15 protein-coding genes are annotated in these 15881 nt (G+C 57.4%); 12 read left to right on the forward strand and 3 right to left on the reverse strand.

What is annotated here, in order from left to right; translation table 11 throughout:
- Positions 1-213 precede the first annotated feature (213 nt).
- From BLS57_RS15870 to BLS57_RS15925, 12 genes are all read left to right on the forward strand, one after another.
- Positions 214-642, forward strand: a complete 429-nt coding sequence (locus BLS57_RS15870; protein WP_067263750.1) for a MerR family transcriptional regulator — start codon at positions 214-216, stop codon at positions 640-642.
- 90 nt (positions 643-732) lie between these two features.
- Entirely contained in the window at positions 733-858 is a 126-nt protein-coding gene (locus BLS57_RS20065) for a hypothetical protein (RefSeq protein ID WP_279626457.1), read from the forward strand.
- A 558-nt stretch (positions 859-1416) separates the two neighbouring features.
- On the forward strand, positions 1417-2412 hold the full coding sequence (locus BLS57_RS15875; RefSeq protein ID WP_067263753.1) for a cytochrome c oxidase assembly protein: 996 nt from the start codon (positions 1417-1419) through the stop codon (positions 2410-2412).
- On the forward strand, positions 2412-3407 hold the full coding sequence (locus BLS57_RS15880; protein ID WP_093743701.1) for a cytochrome c oxidase subunit II: 996 nt from the start codon (positions 2412-2414) through the stop codon (positions 3405-3407). The genes BLS57_RS15875 and BLS57_RS15880 overlap by 1 nt, the downstream gene beginning before the upstream one ends.
- Complete coding sequence (ctaD, locus tag BLS57_RS15885; RefSeq protein WP_093743702.1) at positions 3404-5950, forward strand: cytochrome c oxidase subunit I; 2547 nt, start codon at positions 3404-3406, stop codon at positions 5948-5950. Before BLS57_RS15880 ends, ctaD begins: the two co-directional genes overlap by 4 nt.
- An 8-nt stretch (positions 5951-5958) precedes the next feature.
- Positions 5959-6336 (forward strand): hypothetical protein, encoded by a 378-nt coding sequence (locus tag BLS57_RS15890; protein WP_136720527.1) that lies wholly within the window; start codon positions 5959-5961, stop codon positions 6334-6336.
- Between the two features lie 46 nt (positions 6337-6382).
- Positions 6383-7735, forward strand: a complete 1353-nt coding sequence (locus BLS57_RS15895) for a c-type cytochrome (RefSeq protein ID WP_093743704.1) — start codon at positions 6383-6385, stop codon at positions 7733-7735.
- 240 nt (positions 7736-7975) lie between these two features.
- A complete protein-coding gene (locus tag BLS57_RS15900; RefSeq protein ID WP_093743705.1) occupies positions 7976-8596 on the forward strand; it encodes a cation efflux transmembrane domain-containing protein in 621 nt (206 codons plus the stop codon).
- A 204-nt stretch (positions 8597-8800) separates the two neighbouring features.
- Positions 8801-9235, forward strand: a complete 435-nt coding sequence (locus BLS57_RS15905; RefSeq protein WP_067631023.1) for a CBS domain-containing protein — start codon at positions 8801-8803, stop codon at positions 9233-9235.
- Between the two features lie 133 nt (positions 9236-9368).
- Positions 9369-10322: a cation diffusion facilitator family transporter gene (locus BLS57_RS15910; protein WP_093743706.1), complete on the forward strand. Its 954-nt coding sequence runs from the start codon at positions 9369-9371 to the stop codon at positions 10320-10322.
- A gap of 812 nt (positions 10323-11134) precedes the next feature.
- A complete protein-coding gene (locus tag BLS57_RS15920) occupies positions 11135-11779 on the forward strand; it encodes a hypothetical protein (RefSeq protein ID WP_231886324.1) in 645 nt (214 codons plus the stop codon).
- Between the two features lie 21 nt (positions 11780-11800).
- Entirely contained in the window at positions 11801-12556 is a 756-nt protein-coding gene (locus BLS57_RS15925; protein ID WP_093743708.1) for a hypothetical protein, read from the forward strand.
- Positions 12557-12593: 37 nt separating this feature from the next.
- On the opposite strand, the gene BLS57_RS15930 is transcribed toward BLS57_RS15925, so the two are convergent.
- From BLS57_RS15930 to BLS57_RS15940, 3 genes are all read right to left on the reverse strand, one after another.
- Positions 12594-13982, reverse strand: coding sequence for an IS1182 family transposase (locus BLS57_RS15930; protein WP_244153715.1), 1389 nt, complete (start codon positions 13980-13982; stop codon positions 12594-12596).
- 219 nt (positions 13983-14201) lie between these two features.
- Positions 14202-15218, reverse strand: a complete 1017-nt coding sequence (locus BLS57_RS15935; protein WP_067261087.1) for a Fe(3+) ABC transporter substrate-binding protein — start codon at positions 15216-15218, stop codon at positions 14202-14204.
- Between the two features lie 216 nt (positions 15219-15434).
- The gene (locus BLS57_RS15940) at positions 15435-15731 is read right to left on the reverse strand and encodes a transposase (RefSeq protein WP_483027162.1); all 297 of its coding nucleotides are present in this window, start codon (positions 15729-15731) and stop codon (positions 15435-15437) included.
- Positions 15732-15881: the final 150 nt, after the last annotated feature.

Here is a 15881-nt window from a genome sequence, read left to right on the forward strand (position 1 = left end):
ACCTTCGATACCTTCTGAAAACCTGGAAGCCTCACACCGCTACGCCCGAACTTGATTCTATATTTTGGAGGTGTCTACAACTTCTAGCAGCTGTAGGTTCAAGCGCGATTGTCGCTAATTGGCTGGCAATCACGGACCTGTGAGGAGGTGGTGAATCTTGTGATGTCTGCCACTTAAAGCTACACCCTCTGTAGCTAATGTGGAGAGCCTGAAATGTTGACCATTGGGACGCTTGCAAAAAAGACCGGTACAAAAGTGCAGACAGTCCGGTATTATGAGCAGATCGGGCTCATGCCAGAACCCGGCAGAACTGAAGGCGGCCAGCGACGATATGGTGATGCCGAGCTTGACCGCCTGTCGTTCGTCCGGCACGCGCGGCAACTGGGGTTCTCGTTGGATGCGATCCGCGAACTGCTCGACCTCAGCGATCACCCGGGAAAATCTTGCGCGGAGGCCGATGCGATTGCCCGCCGGCAGCTTAAGCAAGTTGAGCATCGACTGGCTCGCCTGGAGGCGCTGCGCACGGAATTGAAACGTATGGTGCATGAGTGCAGTGGCGGGCAGACCGCTGACTGCCGTGTGTTAGAGGTGTTGAGAGACCACTCCGAATGCCTGACAAACCATGAAGAGATCGGCGGCTAAGATGCCCGTTGCGTTTGTCTATCCGATCGCGGCGCTCTTGCCGCGCCGCGTGGGGTGTGACCGCTCTTCGCGTCAAAGAGACAGACACTGTTGTTCAACTTGCATGATCTCGATGTCGCTGCGCGCGCTCTTCATGATGCAGAGGGCAAGACCCCGGCCTTCGACCGCGTGCTCAAGGCCAAGGCCAACTTGTCGCGCATGTGGTACGCGGACTGACTGAAAAGAATCGGGCAGCCGTGTCTGGTCGGTCTGGGCACGGCTCTGAGTTCGCGCGCATCTTTGGCGACGAAGTCATCTTGTGCAGACTGGGATCCCATCTTCCAGTCCCGGAAAATCGCCGCAGGTTCCGATCTCCGTTGCTGAACGCTAAAAGCTGACTTGTCGCGGCTGGCCTCTGGGCGATACGACGGGCGACAAACATTGGCGCAGACAAGGGACGTATTGAATGTTCGAAATCTCCGGTGTCGGGATCATTGAAGAGGTTGCCGGTTGGGTTCGTATTTGTGCTCTATCGTATTGCGCCGCTCTGCCGGGTGTCGAATTCGCTTGAACCTATAGCAGCTAGAGGAACTATGTTGCACAAAGGTTGGAAAGACCGACTACCTGCGCCTCTCGAAGCCGCGTAACGCGAACGCCTCTCGTTCAAAAGGAATACCGCATGTTTTTTCATCGGCCCGCGTGTGACGGATCAGCCAGTTAATCTGATCGCATGGCGACAGGTGCAAGTCAGGACCCGCCGATATTGGATGAGACGGAGATGTAGAAAGATTGTGTATGCTGCACATTGCAGGACATCAACCTCCCCAGACCACTTTGCCATCGCCGTCCCAAAGGTGGCTCATTCTATCTGTCTCAATCGTAGTCGCTCTTACCGCAACGTCGCTTCGCGCCCACACCGACGGCGCACCTCTAGAGCCCCATGACTTCTGGACAACCTGGTCTCTACCGCCTTCCGTCATTTTGCCTTTAGCAAGTGTCGTGGCATTGTACTCACGGGGCGTTCTTCTTGCATGGACGAAGGCCGGCCTAGGCCGCGGCGTCCGAACTTGGCAGACGGGTTCGTTCTGCATAGGCATACTGGCCCTGATTGCAGCCTTAGTGTGGCCTCTCGATGCGTTGGGCGAAAGTCTCTTCGCTGCTCACATGGGCCAGCACATCGTCTTGATGGGGCTGGCAGCGCCATTCCTTGTGCTGGGCCATCCTGTTCCGACTATGATGCGCACGTTGCCAAGGACATGGCAAAGGGGGCTCGCGTCACTCGCCTCATCTGAGGCCTGGCGAACGGGATGGAACTGGCTCACCGCAACCAGCATCGCATCCCTTCAGCAACTGGTCGTGTTTATCTTATGGCACGCGCCACCAGCGATTGCCGTTTCCCTGGAAAACGACCTCGTGCATTCGATCATGCACGGCTCGATCTTTGCTTCTGCATTAGTCTTCTGGACAGCGATAACACGCAAGCACAGTAGCGGACCGGGCGCCGGCGTTCTGGGACTGCTGATTACCTTTAAGTTCTCACTGATCACCGGAGCCTTGCTCGCTTTCGCTCCAGAAGCGTTCTATACGAGCTACGGTATCCGCTCCATGGCTTGGGGCTTGTCGCCGCTCGAAGACCAGCAGCTGGCCGGACTGCTGATGATGACGGTCGGTTCCATGATGTACGTCGTGGCGACAGTCATTCTAGTGGGCGTCTGGCTGGGGGTATCGGAAAAAACCGGAATGACGCCAAACGGATTCGGCTCGAAGGCCACGCGCAAGGGTCCCACTTGATGAAGAAATTTCGAACGAGCAGAACATTTCCAGCGATCTTCGCACTTTCCGCTTGCGAAGGTCCTCAATCTGCGTTCGACGCGGCCGGTGCTGAGGCTGCGCGGGTTCTCACACTTTTTTGGGTAATGCTTATTGGCGCCGTGGCGATCTGGGCTGTCGTTGTCGCCATCGGTTACTACGCTACAAAGACGCGGCCCGGACAACACAGCGAAAAAGCCGGCCTACGGCTCATCATCTGGGGAGGATGCGTCTTTCCGACCGTCGTGCTGGCGATGCTGCTGTTCTGGGGGCTCAGGATGATGCCTGATCTGCGCCCCCCCGGTGACGGCCCTACCATCGCCGTCTCGGGTGAACGATTCTGGTGGCGCGTCGCCTACGGCGTCGAGGGCGAACCCGGCGTGGTGCGCAACCTCCCGATAGGCGGGGTCCCTAGCGCCAACGAGATCTGGATCCCGCTGGGGAAACGTACGGAAATTCTCCTCGGCAGCCCGGACGTTATCCATTCGTTTTGGGTGCCGCCGCTTGCGGGCAAGATGGACGCGATACCCGGACGGGTGAATCGGCTCATCCTCGAACCGACAGAAGTCGGCGTCTTCAACGGTGCTTGTGCGGAGTTCTGTGGTACGGCTCACGCGCAAATGGGTTTTCGTGTGGTCGTGGTGCCTGAAACCGAATTCACGGAGTATGTGAGGGCGCAGGCCCAGCCTGCAGCAGTGCCCGAGAGCGAGGGCCTCGATCTATTCATTCGGAACGGATGTGCAGCCTGCCATGCGATCCGGGGCACACCGCCCGACGGGGTAGTAGGGCCCGACCTTACGCACCTCGCCAGCCGACGTACGATTGGAGCTGGCATTGTTCCAACCACTGTCGAGAATATCGCCGACTTCGTTGCCTCGCCGGACCATTTCAAGCCAGGCATCGAGATGCCGGCCTTTGGCATGCTGCCGAAAGACGAGATCGCTCAAATTGCTGCTTGGCTAGGGAGTCTGGAATGACCGAACGCGAGAACACCGCAGCAGATGGACCGGATCAGGAGGACGAGGAGGTTCGTCGCGGCCAGGAGGAGCGGCTCCGCAAGGTCTGGGCTGCACCAAAAGGTTGGCGCTACTGGTCGGCGGTGAACAACACTGAGGTCGGTATCTGGTACACGGCTGCGGCATTCGGGTTCATGTTATTCGCTGGAGTATTGGCGCTGACAATGCGGGTGCAGCTCGCGGTGCCAGAGAACGACTTTCTCACGGCAACCTTCTACAATCAGGTTTATACCCTTCACGGCACGGTGATGATGTTTCTTTTCGCCGTTCCGATCTTCGAGGCAGTGGCCATAATTCTGCTTCCTGAAATGCTTGGCGCTCGTGATTTGCCCTTTCCTCGCCTGTCGGCATTCGGATTCTGGTGTTTCATGATCGGCGGCGTGTTCGTCGCAGGATCCATTTTCTTCGATGCCGCGCCGAACGCAGGCTGGTTCATGTACCCGCCACTCACTACGGACGAGCGGTACACGCCGGGCTATGGCCCGGACATCTGGCTGCTGGGTCTGTCGTTCATCGAGATTGCCTCGCTTGCCGCGGCGGTTGAATTGATCGTGGGAACGCTGAAATGCCGCCCGCCCGGCATGCGGCTAAACCTGATGCCGCTCTACGCCTGGTACGTACTCGTCGTTGCCGGTATGATCCTCTTCGCTTTCCCGCCACTGATCGCAGGTGACATCCTTTTTGAGCTCGAGCGGATGTTCGATTGGCCATTTTTCGACCCTAGCCGCGGCGGCGATCCTGTCCTCTGGCAGCACCTGTTTTGGATCTTCGGCCATCCGGAGGTCTACATTGTCTTTCTCCCGGCAATCGCGCTGGTTGCGATGATCGTGCCGACCTTCGCCCAGCGTCCGATCCTCGGCTATTCGTGGATCGTGCTCGCGGCCGTGGGCACCGGTTTCATCTCCTTCGGGCTCTGGGTGCACCACATGTACACCACGGGCCTCCCTGCGATCTCGCTCGGTTTCTTCTCAGCCGCCTCAGAGGCAGTTGCGATTCCGACCGGTGTGCAGATTTTTGTGTTTTTGGCAACGCTCCTGACCGGCCGCGTGATCTTTTCCGTTCCGATGCTCTTTGTCGCGGGAGCGCTCGCCACCTTTGTCATCGGTGGGTTGACTGGCGTCATGGTGGCGTTGGCGCCTTTTGATTGGCAGGCCCACGACACCTACTTCGTGGTTGCTCACCTGCACTATGTGCTGATCGGGGGGATGCTGTTCCCCTTGATGGCCGGAGTTTACTATTACTGGCCGATCATCGGCGCGCGGAAGCTATCGGATCGGCTGGGCCGGATCGCGTTCTGGCTGATGTTCGTGGGCTTCAATGTCGCATTCTTGCCGATGCACTGGGCTGGACTAATGGGAATGCCACGCCGCGTCTGGACCTACCCGGAGGCACTTGGCGTTGGCATATCAAATCTGGTCTCCTCGGTCGGCGCCTTCGTGTTCGCCTCCGGTGTGTTGGTGATCGTCTGGGACGTGATTCGGCCCCGCAGCAGGGAGCCATACGCCAAGCGAAATCCGTGGACCGCCGGCACGCTGGAGTGGCTGGCAAGAATGCCCTCAGAGAGTTGGGGTGTGCGCTCGGTGCCGATAATCTCTTCTCGCTATCCCCTCTGGGAACAGCCGAACTTCGTCGACGATGTCGACAAGGGCCGGTTCTACCTGCCCGACGCCGAGGAGATGAAGCGCGAGACTTTGGTCACAACAGTTCTCGACGGCAAACCATTGCATTGCCTACGCGTACCTGGCCCCAGCTTCATGCCGATGATCGCAGCCATCATGACCGGCGCAGTGTTCATCTTCGCCACGTTCCACTGGTGGACCCTCACCATTACCGCGATGGTCCTGTCCATCGCGTCTATTATTATTTGGCTCTGGCGCGGCACCGCCCAGATTCCTGAGAAAGCCGAAAAGGATGTCGGCCTCGGCCTGAAACTGCCACTCTACAAGTCGGGTCCGGATTCGATTGGCTGGTGGGCGATGTTTATCACCATGACGGGCGACGCCACGGCCTTCGTCGGCCTGATCTTCGGATACTTCTACTTCTTCACTATCCATGCCGATTTTCCACCACCGACAGCGGTCGGACCTGGTGTGTTCTGGCCAAGCATCGCACTCCTGCTGTTCGCGAGCGCTTGGACGGCAGCCCTCTTCGCACGGATATTGAACCGCGCTGGACGGGTCGGACCGGCACGTGGCCTAATGGCTGCCGGCAGCGTGGCCTCGCTCGCTGCCAGCGCGACACTGCTTTGGGGACCGTTCACCAACGGCCTCGACCCGTCCGCCCACGTCTATCCGGCGACTGTTTGGGTGTTAGCAATCTGGACAGCCGTCCACGGTGGGGTGGGCGGCCTGATGCTCGGCTACTGCTTGGCTCGTTCCTATGCCGACCGGATGACCCCCGAATACGATATCGATATCTCGAACGTGGCGCTATATTGGCATTTTGCCGGAGGTACCGCTCTGGTCACTGTGGCGACGCTCGCGTATTTTCCGATGTTGATGTGAGATCGGCCATGCAGATATTTGGCAGAACAAAGGACAATCTTTGGACACTGATCGCAGCACCAGTGATTTGGGGAATTCACTTTCTCTTCAGCTACTTTCTCGCAGCCTTTCGGTGTGCCCCAAATGCCGATATTTTCGAATCGATCGGAAGCACACGCGTTGCTATCGGTTTCGTGACGCTCGTCTCGCTTTGCCTGATTGCACTCGTAATTCGCCGCGCATGGCACGAATGGCTAACCGGAGGCGGGGGTTTCCGGAATGACCAAGACACGCCGGAAGGGCGTGAAAGCTTTCTCGAATTCTCCACGCTGCTTTTGGCCGGACTTTCATTCGCTGCGGTAGTCTTCGAAACCATGCCCATTCTGGTCATTGGAGACTGTAGATGAACTGCAGACCTTATCGCTCATTATCGCACAGTTGGGATGCAGCTTCATGCGGCTAAAGCTCGTTCTGACCTGGAAATGGATGGCCGGAATCGTTGGCCTCGGCATCGCGGGGGCGCTCCTGATCAGTTGGTCGGGACTGGTTTCGATCGCCGCCTCATCCGGCCACTGGAGCGTGACGCGCTGGTTTCTCGGCTGGACAATGGAGAATGCGGTCGAGAGCCAGTCGTTGCTTGTCTCAAAGCCGGAGGGTCTCGACCTCGATGACCCCACATTGGTTCTTCGCTCGGCCGCCCACTATGCGACGGCCTGCTCCATATGTCACGGCGCCCCAGGTGTCCCGCAATCTCCAGTAGTTCAGGCGATGACTCCGAGCCCGCCTCGTCTCGAGGAAAAAGTCTCTGAATGGAGCGACGAGGAGTTGTTCTGGATCGTCAAGTACGGGATAAAGTATTCGGGCATGCCTGCTTGGCCAACGCAAGATCGCGACGATGAGGTCTGGGCACAGGTCGCCTTCTTGCGGGCACTTCCCGGCATGACGCTAGGCCAGTACGCCGAGTTGGCCTTGCGCGGTGAGCCGACGGGCATTGATTTCGCGCAAGGCGCCGAATCCGCCGCTGCACCAGACGGCGTTGTTGAAAACGCGCTCGCGGATTGTGCCCTTTGCCACGGACGCGATGGCTTGGGTCAAGTAGACGAAGAGGCGGAGAACGCATTTCCTGCCATCGCCGGTCAGCCCGCGCCGTATCTATATGCCACGCTGCGCGCGTTCGCACTCGGAAAGCGACGAAGCGGCTTCATGGAGCTCCCCGCGAGCCGCTATGAACCGAAGGTGCTTGAAGCGCTTGCGCGCTATTTCTCGGAGCAACCGAATCCGGCTCTGGCAACAGTCGCAGGTTCCGGAGCGGAGTTTCGAAGCGCAACCACTGACCTTCCCACCGATAGCAATGCCGTGGACAGCCCTCTCGTTGCCAGAAGTCCAGAACCATTCGTACCGCCGTTGTCCTCCTGGCAGGACGAAGCCGGAATCCTGGAAAGAGAAGATGATGTTTCTAATCCCATGACCCCGACAGCAGCGCCCGCGGGTCTCGTCACTCCAAGGGAAGGATTGCTCGAATTTGGAAGACGCATCGCTGTCGAGGGAGTCAGACCGTTAAAAATTCCTGCCTGCCAAAGCTGCCACGGCCGGTTAGCGCGGGGAAATAACCCCTATTACCCCTATCTTGAGGGCCAGCCCGAATGGTATCTTTCGGAGCAACTCAGCCTTTGGCAACAGAGGAAGCGGGGCGGCACTGTATATTCACACATTATGTCCGAAATCGTGCAAAACATGAGCGATAATCAAATTGCAGCAGTTGCCGCCTGGTACGCTGAACAACCTCACGTGCGCAGGCGCAAGTAAAGTGGCCGGAGCGCTCCAAAGACCCTTAGGGTGCGACAGCGTCAGTAGTTCGCAAGTCCAATGGAATAGGTACAGATGTCACGGTCTTGCAATGCCAGCTTCCGTTTCGTGACAACACATCAAAAGGCGGAGCCTGAACCGTCGTTGCGGAACGGCGACATCGCCTAGATGCAGATTGGGAACCAAATAACCGCTTGCGCGTTCTTGTTGAACTGAAATTAGTATTTTTGGACTTCGCGAATGGTACAGCGGCAGGACGCATCGGAAAGAAGCACACTCTGGATCGTCCTGGGTCTCAACATCGGGCTGGCAGTCGCTTTCTTCGCATCGGGTGCATTCGGCGATTCAAGTGCGCTTATCGCCAATGGCCTCGACAACCTGTCGGACAGTTTCGTCTACGCGATTAGCCTCCTTGCGCTGTCCCGTTCCGCTAAGTGGAAACGCGGAGCGGCGAATGTTTCGGGCGGCCTACTGATCCTCTTCGCCCTTGGCATCCTTTATGACGCCTGGCGCCGCTACGTCGACGGATCGGATCCTCTTGGCACAATCATGATTGTCATGGCGCTGATAGCGGCGGCCATCAACGCGCTTTGCGTCTGGCTGTTGGCGCGGATTCGCGATCCGGACGTAAACATCCGAGCGGCGAATACGTTCAGCTGGAACGACTTCGCGGCTAATCTCGGAATCGTCGTCGGAGGCGGGGTCGTGGCCTGGCTCGGAACTAACTGGCCGGACCTTGTCGTGGGCGTGATCGTCGCCGGTATCGCGGCCTGGGGTGGAGTCGGAATCCTGAGAGACGCACATGGTGAACACCACAAGGCGGTGCACGATGACGGTAAGGCAAGTGAGGACATCGCCTGAAATCGGGGCTTGAAGCTACAGTGACCGTAGCAACTACATTTCCTTGGAAGCGATCCGACGAGAAACCAGCACTCCAAGTATTGAAAAATCCAAATTGTGGCTGCTGCACCGCTTGCGCGGAAACTCGCTGCTCAGCGCAATGAAAGGAACTTGAACACCCGTCTTTCGGTTTCCACGCTAGTAACCAAAACAAGGAGTAAGATCATGCAAGTTCACGAAATCATGACCAGCAATCCAACATGTTGTAGTACCGACACTACGATTCAGGAGGCCGCAAAGCTGATGGATGAAAAGTCGGTCGGCGCGATTCCCGTGATCAATGACGCCGGTGAGCCGGTCGGCATCATTACGGACCGCGACATCTGCTGTGGTGCCGTCGCAGAGGGAAAGGCAGCCGACACGCCGGTTTCTGACGTCATGTCGGATGACCTCCTGACAGTCTCACCTGATGAGGACGTTAAAAGCTGTTGCAGCAAGATGGAAGAAAAACAGGTGCGCCGCAGCGTGGTTACAGACGAAAGCGGCAAATGCTGTGGGATCGTGGCTCAAGCGGACGTGGCACGGGAAGCCGACGGCGCGGAAACAGCCGAATTGGTGCAGGAAGTGTCGCAGCCAGAGAAGAGTTCTGGCTGCTGCTGACCCAATGGCGCATGGGATCCCGAGTGACCGAACTTGTTGCGAATAAGTCCGGTCTGGCTGCACATGTTGAAAGGAAGTCAAAACGCGGCGCTTGACCGCGTTTTGATCTGCCGAACAGATAGGAAATTGCCTGATGGCCCACGATCACGCCCATATCGACCCCGAGTCCGGCGACCGTCGAGTCTCCATCTCCATCTGGGCCAACGGTCTTCTGACCGTCGCGCAGATTGTCGGCGGCATCCTATCCGGCAGCCTCGCACTGATCGCGGATGCTCTGCACAATTTCTCGGATATGGCATCGTTGGTGATCGCCTTTGCCGCTCGGAAAATCGCGCGGCGGCCTGCGGACGCGCGCATGACCTTCGGCTATGGGCGGATAGAAATTGTCGCAGCGCTCATCAACTACACGACCCTTATCCTGATCGGCTTCTACCTGATCTACGAGGGTGGCATGCGCATGATCGACCCGCCCGAGGTACAGGGTTGGACGGTGGTGATCCTAGGCGGTGTGGCACTAGTCGTCGACACGTTGACGGCGGTGCTCACCTATTCGATGCAGAAGGGCAGTGCGAACATCCGTGCGCTCTTCCTGCACAACCTATCGGACGCTTTGGCCTCTGTCGCGGTCATCATCGGCGGCTCGCTTATCCTACTCTACGACATGCGATGGGTTGACCCGGCGATCACCATCGGCATCGCTCTCTACATCCTTTACCTCGCCTTCACCGAGATCGGCGGTCCGATTCGGACGCTGATGCTCGGCAGTCCGCCGGACATCGATAATGAAGCCGTCGTTGAGGCGATGCGGCGTGTGGATGGCGTGGCGGAAGTTCATCACGTGCATCTGTGGCAGATGCAGGAGCACGAAGCGGCTTTGGACTGCCACGTCGTGCTGACAGCGGACGGCTGGCGTCAAATCGAAAAAATCAAGACGGCAATCAAGGACCGTCTGAAGGACGATTTTAGCATCGGTCATTCGAGTTTGGAATTTGAGCACGAAGACCGAGCCCATGAGAACGCCGACCTTTACGGTCACGGCAAGCCGGAAGAAGACGAGAAAAACCATGTTAACCAAGACACTGGCTGATCATGACGAGATGATTGCCCTTGTCGGCGAAGGCAAGCTGAGCGAAAGCGATCTGAAACGGATGCACGTCCTGCTTCAGCAGCGTCTGCAAGAGACAAGCAAGCTAGGGCCGAGACCTCAATCTCACGAGGTTCGAAGCCGGCGCATAGTCGCGTTTGGCTCTGTGAATCTGGCCTACTAGGTCAGATAAGAAGATGGTTCCGCGGAGAGGGGTGAGCTTAGCCGGAGCCAATCAATCGGCAAGCTGGATCGTGATCTAGTCCTCCCGCTTCTAAGAACGATTAAGAGGAGGAAGACCTTAAATGGACCCAAAGTTTTCGAAATCCGACGCTACGTGGGGATATATCCTTTCCGCCCAAGGTAGGCCGTCCGCCAAACGACAGCGACAAGAAATTTCGCTGCATGGGGTAATTGAACAGGTTAGGTGTGACCAGTTTGAAGGGCAAACTACGCGTCCTCGAAAGCATCTCATCCAACGAGAGCAACTGCTGCTGTCGGTAAATCAAGGGGATAAGGTCGTTGTGACGGTACCAGAATGCTTGGGATTGTCAGAACGTGACGTGAACTGGTTCTTGACAGAACTCGCCATTCGCGGCGTGCTTCTGTTGGTCCATTCCGGAACGATTGTTGTTGATCCGGGTGGATCGACAAGGGACTTAGCTGCTGCAGCTGGCCGATTTCACAGCAAACTGCGGGCATGACACTGGAACGCGGAGAAACCGCTCAACAGCAATTTCCGCCAGCTTGAGATCCCTCCAGTCGGCGGAGGGTCCAGAATAAGCGCTAAATATTCAGTGCAATAAAAGATACTTATGGACATCACTGATCAAACGCTGCTGCTTGCATTTGGCCTCGGCTTGCTCGGTTTTGTCGAACCCTGCACAATCGGTGCCCATATGCTGTTTCTGGGAAGTCAGAGGACCCGACCGATGGGTCAGCGGCTCAGCGCAGCGTTAATCTTTCTTTTGGCAAGGCTCGCCGTCATGGGCGGGTTTGGCGGTATGATCGTTGTGCTTGGTCAGCGCCTTATCGGGTTGCAGACAGGCGCATGGCTCATTTTCGGTGCGATCTATCTTGGCCTTGGGGTAACGATCCTTGCGGGTTGGGACAAACCAATGCGTCACCGCATCGGGGTCGCGCCGGATCGCTGGAAAATGGCCTCAAGCCCGATGCTTCAAGGGCTGGCGTTCGGACTGAACATACCAGCTTGTGCTGCGCCGATCCTTTTTGGACTTATGGGCACGGCAACAGCGATTGGATCAGCCAGTATGGGTTTTTTTGATGATGGCAGTCTTCGCTCTTGCGCTGTCGCTCCCGTTGATCCCGCTCTCCGTTATCCCTGGTCTTGCACGCCCCCTCGACCGGGTTGCCGTATGGCTGCGGCCTCGACGCTGGTTGCTGGGCGTGATCTTTGTTGGCCTCGGTATCTGGTCGATATGGTTTGGATTGTTTGTTGAGCCTGTGGATTGGAGTGGGACATGACCCCCCGCCGCCGCTTCTGGCATGTGGCAGGCGCAGGCACTGCATTCCAGGCTGGTTCGGCTGCGGTGGACAGTGGAACAGTCATGTCTGCGCTGGTCTTTCAGTTGACAGGCAGCACTATCGCCGCAGGCGCAGTTTCCACAATTCTGCGGCTCGGTTGGCTTCTGCCCCAACTTTTCGTCGGCTATCTCGCCGGTCGCGGTGCGTCCTCAATGCCATTCTACATCGTGGGCGCGTTCGGAAGGACCGCTGCTATTGCTCTGCTCGCAATCGTTCTGTGGACCGGCGCGGTCGCTGGTTGGAGTGATGCCGCGCTTGGTGCTGCGACCCTTGGGCTTTGGGTTCTCTACGCTTTCCTTAGCGGGATCGTGGGCGTTCCTTACAATGACATTGTTGCGCGGTCCGTTTCGTCGGAACGCCGGAGCCGGATGCTCTCGGTCCGTTTTTTCGGCGGCGGCCTCGTAGCACTTCTTATAGCTGTGGTGGCGGACAGGCTTCTGCGAACGCTTGATTTTCCGATTTCCTATGCTGCGGTGCTTGGGATTGCAGCGCTCCTGATGTTGCTCTCGTCCCTCATTTTCACTGCAATGGGAGAGCCTGAGCAGAAAGCACCTTCAAAAGCGGCCACAAGCTTCATGGCCTATTTGCGCGAAGGTGTAATGACGTTCCGGGACGATCCGGTGTTCCGCCGTTTCGTCTTTGCGCAATGGTGCGGAGGCGCTGTTCTCATAGCCGCTCTGTGGCTGATTTAGCGTTTTAGGCAGAAATTTTTGGGGTAAACGGGACCCCTTACGCCTTCATCGCTGCGATCATTGCTGGAATGCCCATGATGTTCATGACGCGGGTCATATTGTAGGCGTGGACATGCAGCGCCATCTCGGTGGCGACGTTTTTTAGCCGCCGCATTTTGAAGTGGGTGGCCCCCATCCATAATTTGATCGTGCCGTAGGGATGCTCAACGGTCATACTGCGAACAGCCAGTTGGGTTGGGTCTCCATCCAGCCGTTCCTGGACCCGCTCAAGCACACCCTCTTTCTCCCATCGACGCACGCGCCGCTCTTTTGAGGTCGTGCATTTGTCTTTGATGACACAGTCGGCGCAGGCTCTCGACCAATACGATCTAATGGCTTTGCCGTCTTGCTGGCCGGTAAATCTGTACGTTAGGTTCTCACCCGCCGGGCAGATATACACATCCTTTTCGCTGTCATAGGCGAAGTCAGCCTTGTCAAACTGACCGCGTGCAGCGGCGTTTGATGTCATGGGTTTGGGAACGACAACTGAGATACCCGCGTCTTCGCTCGCAACGATTTCCTCGCTTTTATAGTAACCCTTGTCTGCGATTGCTGTGAGCTGACCTGTCGTCATGACATCTTTTGCTGCCGCAGCCATCATCGACAAGGCATCCCGGTCAAACCCAAGCATTGTTACCTCGTGCGCGACGATCAGATGATGATCTGCTTCAACGACCGTTTGGACATTGTAGCCAACAATACGCGGCATGCGTGCTGTGGTCGCCATCGAGCGCGCATCAGGATCACTCAACGAGACCTGCGTCTCGCCCGTCTGATCCATGCGCTGCTCGATTGATCTGTAGCGCACCGCCTCCTTTTGCAGGTGGTCCAGCTTTCTCAAAGTGCGTTCCATGCGGGCCTCTGGCAGCACCGTGCCGGTTTGCTCCAACACTTCATCCGCACGATCCAACTCACCCAAATAGCGCTCAATTGCCTTGTCAATCTTGCCCAGCTTCTGGCGCAGCTTACCACGTGTGTAGTTCTTGGCTTTGGCATTCACAGCCTTGAATCGGCTGCCATCAATCGCAACCACATCCCCATCGAGCAAGTTCATGTTGCGGCATAGCGCGACAAACTGCTGGCACACCTTCCGGATCGCGGAACCGTTATCTTTCCGAAAGTCGGCAATCGTCTTGAAGTCCGGCTTTAACCGACCCGTCAGCCAGATGAGCTCCAGGTTGCGGCCACACTCGCGCTCCAACCGTCGCGACGACTGCGCTTGATTAAGGTATCCGTAGAGATAAATCCGCAGCATCAACCCCGGGTGATAACCCGGCCGACCCGTGGCAGCAGCCTGCGTGTTGAAGCCAAGCGTCGCCAAATCAAGCAGGTCTGCAAAGGCATCAATCGCACGAACAGGGCTGTTCTCATCAACATAATCGTCCAGACATTAGGGCAGCAACATCGTCTGCTGACGGTTTTGACCCTCGATAAACTGCGTCATCATCAACCTCCGTACCGAATAGGGAAATTATACCATCAGTCCGCTCAAAATGGGGGAGTTTTCACACAGCCTCTCCGCTTAGCGGACCAACACAATATGCGGACACCCCCAAATAGAAGGCGGGCTCGAAAGCCCGCCTTCTGCGTTACTTGATGTGAAATCTTATTCCCAGCCGACCGAGTTGAAGATCTTCTGCGCGGTGCCGATGTTCTCGGCCACGTCCGACAGGTTCACTTCATCGGCTTTGAACTCACCCAACTGCTTGACGCTGTCGGCCAGTTCCACGCCTTCCACGGTGGGGAATTCATCGTTGCCCGCCGAGAAATAGACCTGCGCCTGATCAGAGGCGAGATACTCAAGGAATTTCACCGCGTTCTCACGGTTCGGGGCGTTCTTGGCCACGCCGCCGCCCGAGAGGTTCATATGCGTGCCGTTGCCTTCTTGGTCCGGCCAGATCAGGCCGATCTTGCCGATATCGGCGCTCACGCCGTCGACGTCGGTGCGGATCGCGCGGGCGAAGTAGTAGCTGTTGGACACAGCGATGTCGCACTCACCCGAAACGATGCCGCGCAGCTGGTCGGTGTCGCCGCCTTGGGGTGCGCGCGCCATGTTGTCGACCACGCCCTGTGCCCAGTCGGTCGCGGCTTCTTCGCCCTCATGGGTCACGATGGAGGCCAGCAGCGTCTGGTTGTAGGTGTTGGTCGAGGACCGGATGCAGACCTGACCTTTGTAGGCCGGATCGGCGAGGTCCATGTAGGTCGCTGGCGGATTGTCCATCGTCTCTTTGTTGTAGAAGATGATCCGCGCGCGTTGGGACAGACCGAACCACTGGTTGTCGTCGTCCTGCAGGTTGCCGGGGATGCGCTCTTCGAGCGTGTCGCTCTCGACCGCTTGCAGCAGGTCCATGTCTTTGGCGCGCTTGAGGCGGCTGGTGTCCGCGGTAAGCAGGACGTCGGCGGGGGAGTTCGCGCCTTCGGCTTCCATACGGGCCAGCAGTTCGTCGGCTTTGCCTTCGATGCGGTTGATGGTGATGCCGGTTGCTTCGGTAAAGTCGGAGTAGAGCCGCTCATCGGTGTCATAGTGACGCGAAGAGTAGAGGTTCAACTCGCCATCGGCCAGCGCGGGTAGTGCCAGCGCCATCAGCGCGGCGGCGGCAGTCGATGTTTTGCATAAGGTCATATCAGGGTCCTGTTCCATTTGGGATAACTTGACTGAAATAGTAAGAAACAGATTTCAAACGTCACTGCAACCAATTCCGATAAAATCGGTCAGAAGGCCCGGCACCATTTCCCGACGCAGACCATCAGCCATTGAGCGCACCGAGAGGCCGGGCGATGAGGGCGGAACAAACATCTCGACTTGTCTGGCTGCGCAATAGGACACTCCGTGGCTGCCTCAAACGTAAGACTTCAAAAATTGCGTCGGAGGGCCGAGCGCTAAAGCGAAAGAAGTCACTGGGGGGGTTGTCATTTCGAGGCCAGCGAAGCTGCGCATTGCTGTGACGTCATAGAGCGTGTCCTCGGCCATCGGATCGTTCAGGGCATACCGATTCTGGAGGAAGTAGATGCGCAGCATCATTTCCAACGGATTCGGTGAACGCCCGCCTTTCGATCCGGTCTTCGGATAGTGCGGTGTGATTAACCCCATCAGCCGCCCCCGGGGTACTACTGCGTCCATCTCGGACAGGGACACCTCCCGCCCGCGTTTGCTTCTTCTTCATCGCATCGCGAAGGCCGTGAAATGCAGGTTGCTTCAGCATCAGCAAGGTTCCTTGCAGGGGATGCCAAAGTTAACAAGTTCACGTTGGAAAAGGGAGGTTTTTCAGATTTCCCTCAAGATAGT

The organism is Sulfitobacter delicatus (assembly GCF_900102535.1).
Classification (GTDB): Bacteria; Pseudomonadota; Alphaproteobacteria; order Rhodobacterales; family Rhodobacteraceae; genus Sulfitobacter; species Sulfitobacter delicatus.